Source organism: Actinomadura sp. GTD37 (assembly GCF_041951365.1).
Taxonomy (GTDB): Bacteria; Actinomycetota; Actinomycetes; order Streptosporangiales; family Streptosporangiaceae; genus Spirillospora.
Map to the genome: position 1 here is coordinate 607,264 of NZ_JBGNUS010000003.1, position 14,902 is coordinate 622,165.

At 72.7% G+C, this 14,902-nt stretch carries 14 protein-coding genes; 8 read left to right on the forward strand and 6 right to left on the reverse strand.

Annotated features, from left to right (window positions below; translation table 11 throughout):
* Positions 1-30 precede the first annotated feature (30 nt).
* Both ACA511_RS21265 and ACA511_RS21270 read left to right on the forward strand, forming a co-directional pair.
* Positions 31-228, forward strand: coding sequence for a M4 family metallopeptidase (locus ACA511_RS21265; RefSeq protein ID WP_375026182.1), 198 nt, complete (start codon positions 31-33; stop codon positions 226-228).
* Positions 221-361 (forward strand): SAM-dependent methyltransferase, encoded by a 141-nt coding sequence (locus ACA511_RS21270; protein ID WP_375026300.1) that lies wholly within the window; start codon positions 221-223, stop codon positions 359-361. The genes ACA511_RS21265 and ACA511_RS21270 overlap by 8 nt, the downstream gene beginning before the upstream one ends.
* 114 nt (positions 362-475) lie before the next feature.
* Here ACA511_RS21270 and arfB read toward each other — a convergent pair whose 3' ends face one another.
* Positions 476-901, reverse strand: a complete 426-nt coding sequence (gene arfB, locus ACA511_RS21275; RefSeq protein ID WP_375026183.1) for an alternative ribosome rescue aminoacyl-tRNA hydrolase ArfB — start codon at positions 899-901, stop codon at positions 476-478.
* A gap of 89 nt (positions 902-990) precedes the next feature.
* Between arfB and ACA511_RS21280 the strand changes: the two genes are divergently transcribed.
* Complete coding sequence (locus tag ACA511_RS21280; protein WP_375026185.1) at positions 991-1,815, forward strand: oxygenase MpaB family protein; 825 nt, start codon at positions 991-993, stop codon at positions 1,813-1,815.
* Between the two features lie 145 nt (positions 1,816-1,960).
* Here the strand turns inward: ACA511_RS21280 and ACA511_RS21285 are convergent, their stop codons facing one another.
* The 5 genes from ACA511_RS21285 to ACA511_RS21305 all read right to left on the reverse strand — a co-directional run bounded on the left by ACA511_RS21285 (position 1,961) and on the right by ACA511_RS21305 (position 7,451).
* Positions 1,961-2,896 carry a S1C family serine protease gene (locus ACA511_RS21285; protein WP_375026186.1) on the reverse strand — a complete coding sequence of 312 codons (936 nt, stop codon included), beginning with the start codon at positions 2,894-2,896 and terminating at the stop codon, positions 1,961-1,963.
* A gap of 301 nt (positions 2,897-3,197) precedes the next feature.
* Positions 3,198-4,721: an ATP-binding protein gene (locus ACA511_RS21290; RefSeq protein WP_375026187.1), complete on the reverse strand. Its 1,524-nt coding sequence runs from the start codon at positions 4,719-4,721 to the stop codon at positions 3,198-3,200.
* Positions 4,721-5,458 carry a response regulator transcription factor gene (locus tag ACA511_RS21295; protein WP_375026188.1) on the reverse strand — a complete coding sequence of 246 codons (738 nt, stop codon included), beginning with the start codon at positions 5,456-5,458 and terminating at the stop codon, positions 4,721-4,723. The genes ACA511_RS21290 and ACA511_RS21295 overlap by 1 nt, the downstream gene beginning before the upstream one ends.
* 106 nt (positions 5,459-5,564) lie before the next feature.
* Positions 5,565-6,095 (reverse strand): peptide deformylase, encoded by a 531-nt coding sequence (gene def, locus ACA511_RS21300; protein ID WP_375026190.1) that lies wholly within the window; start codon positions 6,093-6,095, stop codon positions 5,565-5,567.
* Between the two features lie 363 nt (positions 6,096-6,458).
* On the reverse strand, positions 6,459-7,451 hold the full coding sequence (locus ACA511_RS21305) for a DivIVA domain-containing protein (RefSeq protein WP_375026192.1): 993 nt from the start codon (positions 7,449-7,451) through the stop codon (positions 6,459-6,461).
* Between the two features lie 299 nt (positions 7,452-7,750).
* Between ACA511_RS21305 and ACA511_RS21310 the strand changes: the two genes are divergently transcribed.
* From ACA511_RS21310 to ACA511_RS21330, 5 genes are all read left to right on the forward strand, one after another.
* Positions 7,751-8,272, forward strand: coding sequence for a gamma carbonic anhydrase family protein (locus ACA511_RS21310; protein WP_375026193.1), 522 nt, complete (start codon positions 7,751-7,753; stop codon positions 8,270-8,272).
* Between the two features lie 127 nt (positions 8,273-8,399).
* A complete protein-coding gene (locus ACA511_RS21315; protein WP_375026194.1) occupies positions 8,400-12,434 on the forward strand; it encodes a hypothetical protein in 4,035 nt (1,344 codons plus the stop codon).
* Between the two features lie 156 nt (positions 12,435-12,590).
* Complete coding sequence (locus ACA511_RS21320) at positions 12,591-12,788, forward strand: hypothetical protein (protein WP_375026195.1); 198 nt, start codon at positions 12,591-12,593, stop codon at positions 12,786-12,788.
* Between the two features lie 330 nt (positions 12,789-13,118).
* On the forward strand, positions 13,119-13,736 hold the full coding sequence (locus ACA511_RS21325) for a DUF47 domain-containing protein (RefSeq protein ID WP_375026196.1): 618 nt from the start codon (positions 13,119-13,121) through the stop codon (positions 13,734-13,736).
* A 137-nt stretch (positions 13,737-13,873) separates the two neighbouring features.
* Entirely contained in the window at positions 13,874-14,899 is a 1,026-nt protein-coding gene (locus ACA511_RS21330) for an anion permease (protein WP_375026302.1), read from the forward strand.
* Positions 14,900-14,902: the final 3 nt, after the last annotated feature.

The following is a 14,902-nucleotide window of genomic DNA, read 5'->3' on the forward strand; positions in this document are numbered from 1 at the left end:
GCAGGTCGCCATGCCGCGCGGCGTCTCCTGATGGCCGCCGCGATCTGGTACAAGGCGCTCACCGAGGAGATGCGCCCGACCACCGACTACGCGGACGCGCGCCGCGCCACCCTCGCCGCCGCGTCCGGCCTGTACGGGGCGGACGGCGCCGAGTACGCCGCGACCGCCAACGCGTGGGCCGGCGTGAACGTCGGCGGCCGCGTGGACGACCATCGCGCGCATCTATGACTACTGGCTCGGCGGAAAGGACAACTACGCCGCCGACCGGGCGGCCGCCGAGCAGGTCATGCGGGCGACCCCGACCATCAGGCCGGGCGTCACCACGACCGGCATGTGGGGCGGCGTGGCCCGCAAACCATAGAGGTCACCTCAAGGACAGGCCGTTTCCACCATCCCGACCGGGTGACCGATCACCATGGTCGCGATCACCGTCTTCTTCGCCGCTGGATTCCTCTGGCCGTTGCCGGCGGGGGTGTCAGTCCCAGCGGGAGGAGCGTTGGCGTTTCACGGCCGCGCGGCGCTTCTTGTTCTCCAGGCGGCGTTCGTTGATGCCCCGCGGGACCTTTTTCGGGATGCGCTTCTTCGGGGGCGGGGCCGTCGCCTCGGCGAGGAGGGTGGCGAGGCGGGTCCGGGCGGCGTCGCGGTTGCGCTGCTGGGAGCGGTACTCCTCCGCGCGGATCGTGAGGACGCCGCGGACGAGGCGTCCGGCCAGGCGGTCGAGGGCGCGGGCGCGGAGGTGCTCGGGGAGGGACGGGGAGTTCGCGATGTCGAAGGAGAGTTCGGCGGCGGTGGCGCTGGTGTTGACGTGCTGCCCGCCCGGCCCCGAGGAGCGGGAGAAACGCCAGCTGAGCTCGGACTCCGGGACGGAGACCGAGCCGCGGACGTGGATCTCGGAGGGCATGTCCCCATTGTCGCAGGGGTGATCTGGTCCTGTCCTCCGGATTACCCCCCGGTAGCGGCAACTGCAAGTACTTACTTACACTGATCGCCATGACCGACGGAATCTTCAAGGACGGCGACCTGATCCGCGTCATCTCGCAGGAGGGCGCGCTCATCGCGGCCGGCGGGGCGGCGTCCCTGCTGCAGACGGCGCACCCCAAGGTGGCGCAGGGCGTTTTCGACCACAGCTACACCGCGGACGATCCGACCCGGCGGCTGCGCAACACGATGGGGTGGCTCTACATCGTGCAGTTCGGGACGCGGGAGGAGGCCGAGACCCTCAGCGCGCTCGTCACCAAGGGGCACGAGGCCATCACCGGGCCGGACTACGAGGCCAACGACCCCGAGTTGCAGGTGTGGGTCGCGTCCACGCTGTTCGCGGTGGCGACGCAGTTCTACCAGCTGCTCTTCCGCCGGACGTTCAGCGAGGCCGAGCTTGAGGAGTTCTACCGGCAGACCAAGGTCTACGCGACGATCCTCGCCTGCCCCGAGGGACGGATGCCGGAGACCTACCGCGACTTCCGCCGGTACTACGCGGACATGCTCAACACCCTGGAGATCAGCGACGCGTCGCGCGCGGTCGCGGAGCAGGTGCTCCATCCGAGGCTGCCGGGCGGGCCGCTGAACGCGCCCGGACTGATGATGATCCGGCTGCTCACCGCCGGGCTGATGCCGGAGCCGATCCGCGTGCAGTACGGGTGGAAGTGGAGCAGGGCCCGTGCGTTCCGGTTCCGGCTGCTCATGTCCGCGCTGGCCCTGGTGTATCCGCGGTTGCCGCGGCGGATCCGGACGCTGCCGCGGGAGTACTACCTGCACTCGACGCGCACGATGCTGTCGAAGGTGAAGCGCCGTCCGGCGATCAGCGTGCGGAGCTGAACGGCCGCGCGACCCCACGGGCGGGTCGCGCGGCCGTTCTCCCTTGCCGGTCCTCCCCGCCCGGCCCGGCCGGGGAGGACCTTCTGACCGGTCCGCCGCCCGTCCGCCCGCTCCCCCCAGAGCCTGGCCGGACGGCGATCCCGGGTCAGACCGAGGCGCCGGCGATGATCTCGTCGGCGGTCTTCTTCGCGGAGTCGACCGGGATCGCGAAGCCGACCCCGATGTTCCCGTCGCTGCCGCCGGACGTGGCGATCGCGGTGTTGATCCCGATCACCTGGCCCGACGCGTTCACCAGGGCGCCGCCGGAGTTGCCCGGATTGATGGCGGCGTCCGTCTGGATCGCGTTCCTGATCACGGTCTGCTGCTGCCGGGACAGCTGCCCGCGCAGCCCCGGCGGCAGCTCCTGCTCGGAGTCGCCCTCCTGGATCTGGCGGCCCAGCGCGCTGACGATGCCGGACGTCACCGAGCCGTCCAGCCCGAGCGGGCTGCCCACGGCCAGGACCTGGTCGCCGACGGCGAGCCGTCCGCTGTCGCCGAGCGTGGCCGGCTTGAGGCCCGACACGCCCTGCGCCTTGATCACTGCGATGTCGTCGCCCGTGTCGGCCCCGAGCACGTCCGCCGCGGCGGACGTGCCGTCGCTGAACTTCACCGCGACCTGCCGCGCCTCCGACACCACGTGCGCGTTGGTGAGGACCACCCCGTCCGAGCGGAGGATCACCCCCGACCCGGTGGCGGCGCCGGACGACGTCTGCGCCTGGATCGACACCACGCTCGGTTGGACGGCGGCCGCCACCCGCGCGGTCGTCCCGCCCGCCGCCGCCCCGGAGACCGCAGTCGGGCTCGCGTAGACGGTGCTCTCGTGCGTCAGTGCCAGCGTCGCCGCGGCGCCCGCGCCACCGGCCCCCACGGCGAGCGCGGTGGCGGCGGCCACCGCCGCGAGTTTGCGCCGCGCCGTGCCGAACAGGCTCGGACGGGCGGGCTGTCCGGGCGGCGGAGCGCCCTCCCAGGACCACTGCCCGTGCGGGGCGAAGTCCGGTCGTCGCGGCTCCCAAGGCGGCGGCTGCGGCCTGTCGGTGTTCATTCGGATCCCCCTGTCGTCCACTCGCCATCGAGAGTGCGCCGCAGGACTGCAGAACGCCTGGATCCAACCTGAAAGTGCGCTGAAAGCCGGTACGGCATGAAAAACCGCGGCCGAAGGGGACGTGCGGCGTCTCGTCCCCCTCGGCCGCGGTGTCCGGACGATCCCGGAGTGCGGCTGGCCAGGGCGCGGATTCCCGTTCCCCGTCGAGACCGGGGCGCGCCCTGTGCGAACCACCTAAGCGCACATACCTGAGCATTTCCTGAATGTGCCCGATGTCTCTCCTGGGCGCGCCTTCCGGCGGTTAGTCGTCGTCCAGCGGGAGGACGACCCGGAACGTGGCGCCCTCGCCCGGGGTGGAGTCGGCCTCCACGACGCCTTCGTGCGCGGCGACGAGCGCGGCGACGATGGCGAGGCCGAGACCGGCGCCGCCGTAGTCGCGGGAGCGGGCCTCGTCCGCGCGGTAGAACCGCTCGAAGACCCGTTCGGCCTGCTCGGGGGAGAGGCCGGGCCCCTCGTCCGCGACCGCGATGACCGCCGCGGGGGCGCCGCGCAGCGTGCCGGGCATGAGCCGCACCCGGGCCGGCGTGCCCGCCGGGGTGTGCGCGATCGCGTTGGACAGGAGGTTCCCGAGCACCTGGCGCAGCCGCGGCTCGTCCCCCCGCACCTGGTAGGCCAGCCCGCCCTCGACCGACAGCTCTATCTTGCGGTCGGGTGCGAGAACTCTCGCCTCCTGGACAGAGTCGGCGGCCACGGCGAGCAGATCCACCGGGCGCCGCTCGATCGGACGCTGCCGGTCCAGCCGGGCCAGCAGCAGCAGGTCCTCCACGAGCAGGCCCATCCGGGACGCGGTCTCCTCGATCCGGCCGATCAGCCGGTCCAGCTCGGCGGGGCTGCGGGCCGCGCCCTGCCGGTAGAACTCGGCGAAGCCGCGGATCGCGGTCAGCGGGGTGCGCAGCTCGTGGCTGGCGTCCGCGATGAACCGCCGCATCCGCTCCTCCGACCGCAGCGCCGTCTCCTCCGAGCGCCGCGCCGCCGCCTCCGACTCGGCGCGCGCCCCGAACGCCGCCTCGATCTGCCCGAGCATCGTGTTCAGCGACCGGCCGAGCCGTCCCATCTCGGTCCGGGGGTCCGCCTCCGGGACGCGGCGCGACAGGTCGCCGGCCGCGATCGCGCCCGCGGTCTCCTCGACGGCGGCGAGCGGCCGCAGGCTGGCCCGGACGACCCACGCGCCGAGCACGACCAGGACGGCGAGCACCAGCAGGCCCACGATCGCGTCGATCACCACCAGCCGCTGGACGGTGCGGTCCACCTCGTCCAGGCTGAACGCGAGGACGATGACGCCGCCGGGGATCGGCTCGGCCAGGATCCGCCACTGCGAGCCGCCGGTCCCGCGCACGGTGAACGGGCGGTCGATGTGCTTGTTCAGATCGGCGGGCAGCTTCGGGTGGCCGGTCTCGCTCCACGCCGGGTTCTGCCCGAGCGCGTGGCCGTCGTTCGTGCGGACCTGCCCGTACATCTCGCTCGGGATCCGGACCTCGATGTTCTCCGCGCCGCGCCGCAACTGCGGGATGACCTGCTCGACCGCCCGCCCCACCGAGCCGCGCAGCTGGTCGTCGGCCCGTCCGACCAGGTACTGGCGCAGCACCGACGCGCCCGCCGCGCTCATGACCGTCATCCCGAGCGTGACGAGGACGAGCGTCCCGGCGAGCAGCTTGACGCGCAGCGACGCACGCCCCCACACCCGCCCCGGCGTGCGGCGCGGCGGCCCGGCCGGGACGTCCCCCGGTTCCGGCACGTCCGGACGGGCCGGGACGCGTGCGGCCATCAGCCCGATCTCGACGGCTCGCGCAGGACGTACCCCACGCCGCGCAGCGTGTGGATGAGGCGCGGCTCGGTGTTGTCGACCTTGCGGCGCAGCGCGGACACGTACGACTCGACGATCCCCGCGTCACCGCGGAAGTCGTAGTTCCACACGTGGTCGAGGATCTGCGCCTTCGACACGACGCGTCCCGCGTTGGCCATGAAGTAGCGCAGCAGCTTGAACTCGGTCGGCGACAGCTGGATCGCGCGTCCGCCGCGCCACACCTCGTGGCTGTCCTCGTCCAACTCGACGTCGGCGAACACCAGCCGGGGCGGGGGTTCGGACACGCCGCCGCGGAACCGGCGCAGCACCGCCCGGATGCGGGCGATGACCTCCTCCAGGCTGAACGGCTTGGTGACGTAGTCGTCGCCGCCGATCGTCAGCCCCTTGATCCGGTCCTGGACGGCGTCCCGCGCGGTCAGGAACAGCACCGGGGTGTGGTCGCCGCCGGACCGCAGCCGCCGCGCGACGTCGAACCCGTCGATGTCGGGCAGCATCACGTCCAGGACGATGAGGTCGGGGCGGTGCCGCCGCGCCGACTGCACCGCGTCCGCCCCGTTGGTCGCCGTGACCACGTCGAAGCCGGTGAAGCGCAGGCTGCCGGCGAGGAGCTCCAGGATGTTGGGTTCGTCCTCGACGACGAGGAGGGTCGCCTCCGCCGCCCTGCCGCTGCCGTTGCCGTTCGCCGTCCGTTCAGACAATTGCCCAGTCCCCCTCGACATCATTACAGAGGATGACGGCCGAACCTGAACGCCCCCTGAATGCCCGCAGAGGATCCGTTGAGCACGGATCCGTTCACGGGCCAGGCTACTGCTGGAGTGCGCGGATGGCCCGCATGGCCTCGCGCCGCGCATCGCCGGACAGGACGTCGATGTAGACGCCGCCGTCCAAATGGCCGCACTCGTGCTGGAGGCAGCGCGCGAAGTACCCGGTGCCCTCCACGCGGACGGGCCTGCCCTTCATGTCGACGCCCTCGACGACGGCGTGCGCGTAGCGCGGGGTCTCGAACCGCAGGCCGGGGACGGACAGGCAGCCTTCAGACTCGACCAGTAGCTCGCCGTCGGCGGCCACCAGCACCGGGTTCGCGACGTGGCCGACGTGCCGGCGCCCCTTGTCGTCCCCGCAGTCGTAGACGAACAGCCGCAGGCCGACGCCGATCTGGTTCGCGGCGAGCCCGGCGCCGTCCTCCTCGTACATGGTGACGAACATGTCGTCGATGAGGCGCTCCAGGGATGCGTCGAACGTCCGGACCGGATCGCACTCGGTGCGCAGCACCGGATCACCCAGGAACCTGACGGGCCGGACGCTCCCGCCCCGCGAATGTCTCCGCTTCCTCATCCGAAAAATCCTAAAGGCTCCCAAGCCCCGCCCAACGCGTCCCCCAGACGAGCCAACCGGCACCCCCACAGACCGGACCCCAACCACCGGTCACCTTGGGATCGACGTCAGCCACCCCTCACCTTGGGATGGACGTCAGCCACCGGTCCACCCGCGAGGGACCTCAGCCACGGTCCACGGGTCGGGCGGCCGGAGGGCGCTCTGCGCCCGGAGGCCGTCCGACCCGCCGACGCAGGCGACCGCAGCGACGCCACGCACACCCGCACGGGCAAGACAGACCGCAACGGCGGCGTGAGGATCGCCTGCGTCGCAACGGGGGTTCCAGGGGGTCGCCCCCCTGGGCAAACACAGCCCCCCTGGGAGTCACAACTCGATGGGACCGCGGGGCTGCTGGGGCGGGATCGGGGGCTGCCCAGGGGCGGCGTCCTCGGCCGGGCGGACGGGCTTGGCCTGCGGCGGCACGGGCTGCGCCGGGGGCTCGGCGGACGGCTGCTCGGGCTTCTTGATCGACGGGGCCGCGTGCGGGGCGGCGGGCTGGGCCGGCTTGGGCGCGGGGGCCTGGGCGGGCTTGGGGGCGGCGGGCATCGGCTTCTGGGCGGCCGGCGCGGACTGGACGGGCGCGGGCTGCGCGGGCGGGGCCTGCTTGCGCGGGGCGCTCTGCCGGACGGCGTCCTCGACCATCTTCTCCAGCGGCCCGGCCTCGTTCTCGGCGGTGAGCAGCCGGTGCAGCGTGTCGCTGATCTCGGTGAGCCGCTGCAGGGCCTGGGTGTGGTTCTTGGTGAGCGAGGTGAGCCGCTGCGTGGCGCCCTCGTTGATCACGCTGGCGCGGCGCTCGGACGCGGTGAGCGTGCGCTCGGCCTCCAGCCGCGCGCTCGTCACCGTCTGCTCGGCCTCCTGCTTGGCGGCCGAGAGGACGCTGTCCGACTCCTTCTTGGCGGAGGCGAGCACGTGGTCGGCCTTCTCCTGCGCCTGCGAGAGGTTCTTGTCGGCGTGCGAGCGGGCGTCGTCGATGATCCGCTTGGACTCGTGCTCGGCGTCCTCGCGGATCTCGGCGCCCTTGGCCTCGGCCTCGGCGACCTTGTCCTGGGCCTCGTCCTCGGCGAGGTTGATGATCTGCCGGAGCCGGTCGCTCAGGTCGTCGCCGGTGGGCTTGCGTGCCTCCCGGAGTTCGGCCATCTCGCGGCGGAGGCGTTCGCCGTCGTCCTGGGCGCGGGCGAGCCGCGCCTCCAGTTCGCGGTGCTTCTGGTGGGCGCGGGCGATGTAGTCGTCGACCTGGCGGCGGTTGTAGCCGCGCATGACGATTTCGAAGGACTCGTCTTGGAGGAGGTTCGGCAGGATCTCGGCTTCGTTGCTCATGGTGCCTTGGGGGGTCGTTGGCGGGGGTCATCACCCCGTCAGGGTCGGTTGTGATAAGCCTCACCCGCCTGAGCGGGCCCACATGGAAACGTCAGGACGACTCTTGTCCGGTCCACCCCATTCGCGCAACCGGAACGCGGTTCTTGCTGCCGTTTCTTCATCTGGATGCGGTCGACAAACTATCTGAACACCGGGCAAAAAGCGCGTCCGCCGCCGGGCCGTCTCGGCGGCCCCGACCGGACCCGGCGGGACGGGGGCGGCCTCCCCGCCGGGACCGGACGCGTCCTAGCATCGGCGCCATGAGCTACCTGGGAGCGTTGGGCGAGGACCGGCCGAAGATCGATCCGGAGGCGTGGATCGCGCCCGGCGCGGTCGTGGTCGGGCGGGTGACGCTGGGCCGCGCGTCCAGCGTCTGGTACGGCTCGGTGCTGCGCGGCGAGGACGAGGAGATCGTCGTCGGCGACGAGTGCAACATCCAGGACCTGTCCTGCCTGCACTGCGACCCGGGGATGCCCGCCGTCCTGGAGGACCGCGTCAGCCTCGGCCACAAGGCGATGGTGCACGGCGCGCACGTCGAGACCGGGTCGCTCATCGGGATCGGCGCGATCGTGCTGAACGGCGCCCGGATCGGGGCCGGCACGCTGGTCGCCGCCGGCGCGCTGGTGCCGCCCGGCAAGAAGATCCCGTCCGGGGTGCTCGTCGCCGGGACGCCGGGCAAGATCGTCCGGGAGCTGAACGACAACGACCGGCTCGTCCTCGAGCACACGCCCGCGGTGTACGTGGAGAAGGCCCGGCGGCACCGGGCCGCCCAGTGGGAGTGACACCGCGGGAGTGACCCGCGGGAGTGGCGCGCGACCGCCGTCAAGGCCGGTTTAAGAAACCGCTGACCTGCGGCGACGCGGCTTCCGTGCCGGTCAGGGAGGCCCCGCGCATTTTCTGCTGACTACGATGACCAACGTGGTGTGGGGACCGGGCTATGGCAGCGCTCCGCCGCCGGGCCCGCAGCGGGGGCAGGATCCGTACACGCAGGATCCGTTCACGGAGGCGGAGCGGGACACGCGGGCCATGGTGGCCGCCGCGTGGTGGCCGTCCGCGCCTCCGCAGCAGCGCCACCACGCCATCGGCGGCCGCATGCTCGTGCTGCCCGACGGGACGTGGTGGCTGTTCGGCGCGTGGGCCCGCTGGTACCGGCTGCACCCGTCCGACGGCCAGTGGTACCTGTGCCCGCCGCCGCGCACGCCCGCCGTCCGGATGGCGGCGAGGCCCGCGCAGCAGGGCGCCGCAGGGCAGGTGCCGAACCTGCCGCCCCATGTCGTCCCGGCCGGGCCCGACTTCGCCTACGACCCGCCGTCGGGGCTGCCCTTCGTCGGGCACGGGTTCGCGACCGAGCTGACGTCGCGCGTCCGGTCGACCCTGGAGTCGGCCGCCGCGCTCGCCGCGCCCGACTACCCGCACTGGTGGCCCGACTTCACGAGCGAGACGCCGTCCACCGTGGCCGCCGCGTGGGGCGTGACGCTGTGGTGCTCGGCCGCACCCGCGTACGACGCGCGGCTGGACGCGCAGATGCTCGACCTCTGGAAGCCCTACCGCGCCAAGCCCCTCCCGGACGTGGACGGCCCGCGCTGGCTCACCCCGCCCACCCTCGAATCGCTCGTCGCGCTCTACGCCGAGCGCCTGCGCGCCAGCCGGGTGGACGCGGCGGTCGTCATCCTGCGGACGATGTGGGCCGTCGCCAGCGCGCTCCGCGAGGACGTCCGGTTCCAGGTACGGGCGGACGCGCTGCTCGCGATCCTCGGCACCACGCTCGCCAACCCGACCGTCGACTACGGCGCGCTGCCGTACGGGGACCAGGCGATCGTCCAGCAGTGGCTCACGCGGTGCCCGCCGAACCTGGTTCCCTCGCTGAGGAACGAGAGTTCGCCGGGGGACAACTTCCGGCACGCCTTCTACACGCTCAGCGAGCTGATAGCCGACCTGTCCGGGGACGCGGCAGACCCGGCCTACCTGGAACCCCGTCTGGTGGCCGCCGCCCTGCTCGCCGCCGACCTGAACGTCGTCCGCAAGGACATGGTGGGCACCATCGTCCCCTGGCTTGACCCCGAGATCCGCTACACGGTGCAGGCGGTGGCCGAGCAGAAGGGGCATCCGCTGCGCCGCCTCTGGCCCGAGGACATGCGCCTCCCGGAGCCGCTGAGGTCGGCGGCCGGGTCCGGGGTGGGCGCGGAGTCGCTGCTGGCCGCGATGTACGAGGTCGACCTGGCCTGGTGCCGGCTCGGCGGGATGCCCGCGCGCCCCCGCGGCTTCCCGGTGCCGACCGCGATCATCGCCGGGATCATCGGACGCAACCGGGCCCGCGCCACCGCCGCCACGCCGACGGCCACGCCGCCGCCGAACCCCGCGCCCGCGCAGCCGGCGCCGTTCCACATGCAGAGCCAGCCCGGCCTCGCCCCCGGGACGCCGCCGCAGCAGCAGGGGACGCCGTCCGAGCCGGACCGCCCGTTCGTCCAGCCGCCCGCGCAGCCGGGCTGGGAGAACGCGCCCGGACCCGCCGCCGCGCAGGCGCAGAACCAGATGCCGGGCCCCGGCCAGCAGGCCGCGTTCGCGTCGCCCGACCCGCTGATCAGCGGGTCCGCCGCCGAGGACGACCCGGCGAGCGCCGCGCCGCCCTACACCGAACTCGGTTTCCAGCGCGCCGCCGCGCCGCCGCCCCCGCCCGTGCAGAGCCCGCCTGTGCAGAGCCCGCCCGTGCAGAGCCCGCCCGCGCCCATGCAGAGCCCGGCGCCGCCCGTGGCGAGCCAGAGCCCCGCGCCGCCTCCGCCCGAGCCGGTGCAGGCGGTCCACGCGGCGGCTCCGCAGCCGGAGCCGCAGCTCGGCGGCTTCTCCCCGCCCGGGGAGGACAACCAGGACGGGCACTTCGCGCCGCCGTACACCCAGCTGGGCTACCAGCCCGCGGGCGCGCCGCCGGCTCCGGGCGTCCCGCCGGTCCCGCCGGTGGCGGCGGCCCCGCCGGAGCCCGTCGCGCAGACCCCGCCCGGCCCGTCGGCCCAGGCCGGTCCGCCGGAGGTGCACGCGACGACGTTCGACACGCCCGCCACCCGCGTCGAGGGCCAGGGGTCTCCGCAGCCGGGCCCGCCGCAGCCCGGCCGGCCGCCCGGCACGCGCATCCTCGGTCAGGAAGACCTGGAGGACGGCCCGCCCGTGCCCCCGCCGCCCGTTCCGGGAGGCGGTCCGGGGACGAAGGTCATGTCCAAGACGATGGTCGGCGACTTCGACTTCCTGGACGACACGCCGTCGCCGGAGCGTCCCGTCGCCGAGATCCCGCCGCCCAGCGACCGCAGCACCCGCCGCGTCCTGGAGCGGTTCGGGTTCGGGTTCGTGTACGGCGAGCACGACGCGTCGGTGCTGCTCGGCGACGTCCGCGCGCACGCCGAGGAGTGGAACGCGCCGTCCGGCGACGAGATCGAGGCCACCCGCGTGGACGGCGCGCCCAGCGCGATCAAGTCGGGCGTGCCGGGCGTGCTGCTCGTCGGCGACCCCCATTCGGGGCAGCGCCGGCTGTCCCGGATGATCGCGCTGACGCTGGCGAACGCGGGCCTCGGCGACGGGTCGATCCGGGCGCACGACGCCGAGGACGTCCGGAACGCGCCGCCGGAGCGGATCGGGCAGCTCCTCGCCCAGCCCGGCCCCGTGATCCTCTTCGAGCGGCTGGACGTGGCGATCGGCGACGCGCCCGACCCGGCCGCCGTCGTCGGCGCGGTGCGCCGCGCCCGCCGCGACCCGGTGAACACGACGCCGGTGATCGCGACGTGCGAGCCGCGCGCGTACCGGCGCCTCCTCCAGGAGCACCCGAAGCTCGTGCAGGCGTTCCGCGTCCACCGGCTGCCCGACTTCAGCGACCTCGACAACCGGATGACGCTGCTGCACCTGCTGGCGGACGAGCGGCGCGTCACGATCGGCGCGTCCGCGCTGGAGGCCGTCCGGGCCGACCTGGAGCGGCTGCGCGGGCCGGGCGACCTCGTCAACGCCCGCCTCGTCGAGGCGTACCTGGACCAGGCGGCCCAGCGGAACATGGAGCGCGCCGGCGCGTCCCACGACCGGCTCGTGCTCACCCCGGACGACCTCGCGGGCGTCGCGGAGGGCATCGAGCCCGCGCTGCGCCCGCCCGGCGACATCGACGGCTACGTGCGGCAGCTCGACCAGCTCACCGGGCTGGAGGAGGTCAAGGCGGCGGTGCGGGAGCTGGCCGACGAGGCCGCGCTCGCCGCCGACCGGGCCCGGTTCGGGGTGTCCGGCGACGACCCCCGCCATCTGGTCTTCACGGGTCCGCCCGGCACCGGCAAGACGACCGTGGCGGGGCTCGTGGGCGGCGTCTACGCGGCTCTGGGGCTGCTGCAGTCCGGGCATGTGGTGGCGTGCCGTCCCGTCCACCTGGCGGGACGCGACCAGGTCGACACGCGCAACCGGGTCGCGGGCATGGTCGACCAGGCGCTCGGCGGGGTGCTGCTCATCCAGGAGGCGTTCCGGCTCGACCGGGCCCCCGGCGTCGTGGACGAGCTGCTCCGCCGGATGAACCAGGGCGGCGTCCGGTTCATCGTGGTCTGTTCGAGCCCGGCGGCGGAGATGGAGGGCTTCCTCGCGGGCAATCCCGCGTTCCGCGCCGAGTTCGGCCGGGTCATGGAGTTCACCGGGATGGGCGACCGCGACATGGTGCGGCTCTTCCAGAGCTACGCCGAACGCGACCTCTACATGCTGGACGAGGAGCTGCGCGTCGAGCTGCTGTCCCGGCTCGCCGGGATGCGCGAGGACCCCCGGTTCGCCTACGCCCGCACCGTCCGCGCCCTGTTCGAGCAGACGGTGGCGCGGCAGGCGGCCCGGCTCGCGGGCGCCGACGTCAACGCCGCGACCGTGGCCCGCCTGACCGCCCGGGACCTGCCCGAAACACCGCTTGAGCAGCTGCTCGGCGACTTCCGTTCCGGGGGCTGACCCTTCGTCGCGTGCCGTCCGCGAGGGACGGTGGCATCAGACGGGCACCACCCGGGAAGACCAGTCTGCAAGGTGGCCCGCGAATGGCCCTCTTGGGTCATGTGCCGGTCGGGGCCGGACGCGTAGCCTCGACTTGGGTGTGGGGAACGAACGGAGGTGGACGCGGTGCGCCAGAATCTCGATCTGCGCGTCCACGACCGTGTTGCGCTGGACGAGATCGAACTCTATGCCGAGATGCTCAGTGCGGTGGCGGCGGCCGAGCGGCCGCTGACCGTCGCGGAAATCGACATGGTGCTCGGGGTACGGTCCGACGAAGCCGGTCGTCGTGAGCTGACGTCACAGGACTGCACGTAGTCCGGAGGCTCGCAGGTTCCGGGGACGCCGATTCAGGGCGTCCCCGGTTCGTCGTTTAAGGGCCGTCCCACCCGGGGGGTTCGCCCTGCGTGGTGTAACCAATCTCACTCGCGCCCGCGGGCGGCCGCGCAGGTGACCGCCGCAGACGCCCGAAACGGCGGGCGTTCCTCCAGATAGGGGTGCCTGCGAGGGGTATGTACCTGGTGGTCTGGGGCAATCTTCTAGGTGAGAGGATGGGTGACACCAGTCGAAGCTGGGGCAAAGGTTCTTTTTACGGCGGGTAGCGCCTACGATCCTCTGCGGACTGTTCCGGCACATCAGGAGAACGACGTGCGCTTGCGTCTCACGCCGCGTGAGGACAGCTTCTACGACATGTTCGCCGACTCGGCGAACAACCTGGTCACCGGCGCCAGGCTGCTCGTGGAACTCATCAGCGACGGCGCCGACCGGGCGGCGATCGCGGAGAAGATGCGCGCCTGCGAACATGCGGGCGACGAATGCACCCACGCGATCATGCGCCGGTTGAACGAAACGTTCATCACGCCCTTCGATCGCGAGGACATCTACCGGCTGGCGTCGACCATAGACGACGTGATGGACGAGATGGAGGAGGCGGCCGACCTCGTCGTCCTCTACAAGATCGAGGAGTTCCCCAAGGGCATCGTCCACATGGTGGAGGTCCTGGAGCGCGCCGCCGAACTGACCGCCGAGGCCATGCCGAGGCTGCGCTCGATGAAGGAGCTCAACGAGTACTGGATCGAGATCAACCGGCTCGAGAACCAGGGTGACCAGGTCTACCGCAAGCTCCTCGCGCAGCTGTTCAGCGGCGAGTACGACACGCTGACCGTGCTGAAGATGAAGCAGGTCATCGACCGGCTGGAGGACGCCGCCGACGCGTTCGAGCACGTCGCCAACACGGTCGAGACCATCGCGGTCAAGGAATCATGAGCCCGGCCAAAGACCCCGGTGTGACCGTCACCCGGGAACCGTCCGCGGAGGACGATGCCGCCTCCCTTGGCGAGCAGGCCACGCGCCGGGTCACCGGCCGGGCCTGGCTGCTGCTGCTGGCCGGCATCCTGCTGGTCATGGTCGGCGGCGCGCTCGGGCTCCGGTCCGACGCGCAGATGGCCGTCCTCATCCTGGTCATCGTCGTCGCGCTCGTCTTCGACTACACCAACGGCTTCCACGACGCGGCCAACGCGATCGCCACGGCCGTGTCGACCCGCGCGCTGACACCGCGCGTCGCGCTCGGCATGGCCGCGGCCATGAACATGATCGGCGCCCTGCTCGGCGTGGGCGTCGCCAAGACCATCAGCGAGGTCATCAGCCCGCCGGCCGGCCTGCACGGGCTCACCGTGGTCGCCGCCGGCGTGCTCGGCGCGATCACCTGGAACCTGATCACCTGGTACTTCGGGCTGCCGTCGTCGTCCTCGCACGCCCTCATCGGCGGCGTCGTCGGCGCCGGGCTGGCCTCGATGTCCTCGGTGAACTGGTCCACCGTGGTCGACAAGGTCGCCATCCCCATGGTGGCGTCGCCGGTCGTCGGGTTCTGTCTCGCGTACCTGGTGATGGTCGCCATCCTGTGGATCTTCCGGCGAGCCAACCCGTCCCGGGTCGGCCGCCGGTTCCGCATCGCGCAGACCATGTCCGCCGCGTCCCTCGCGCTCGGGCACGGCCTCCAGGACGCGCAGAAGACGATGGGCATCATCGTCCTCGCGCTCGTCACCACCGGGCACGCGGACGGCAGCACGGTGCCCTGGTGGGTCGTCATCTCCTGCGCGGGCGCCCTGTCCGCCGGGACGTACGCGGGCGGCTGGCGCATCATGCGCACCCTCGGCCGCAAGGTCATCGAGGTCGATCCGCCGAAGGGCTTCGCCGCCGAAGCGACGGCCTCGATCGTCCTCTACACCACCGCGTTCATCTGGCACGCTCCAATCTCCACGACCCACACCATCACCTCCGCGATCATGGGCGCGGGCGCCACCAAGCGCCTCTCCGCCGTCCGCTGGGGCGTCGCCGGCAACATCCTCCTGGCCTGGGTCCTCACCATGCCCGCCGCCGCCGCGGTCGCCGCGGTCGTCTACTACGTCGTCCACTTCTTCGGGGCGTGACTT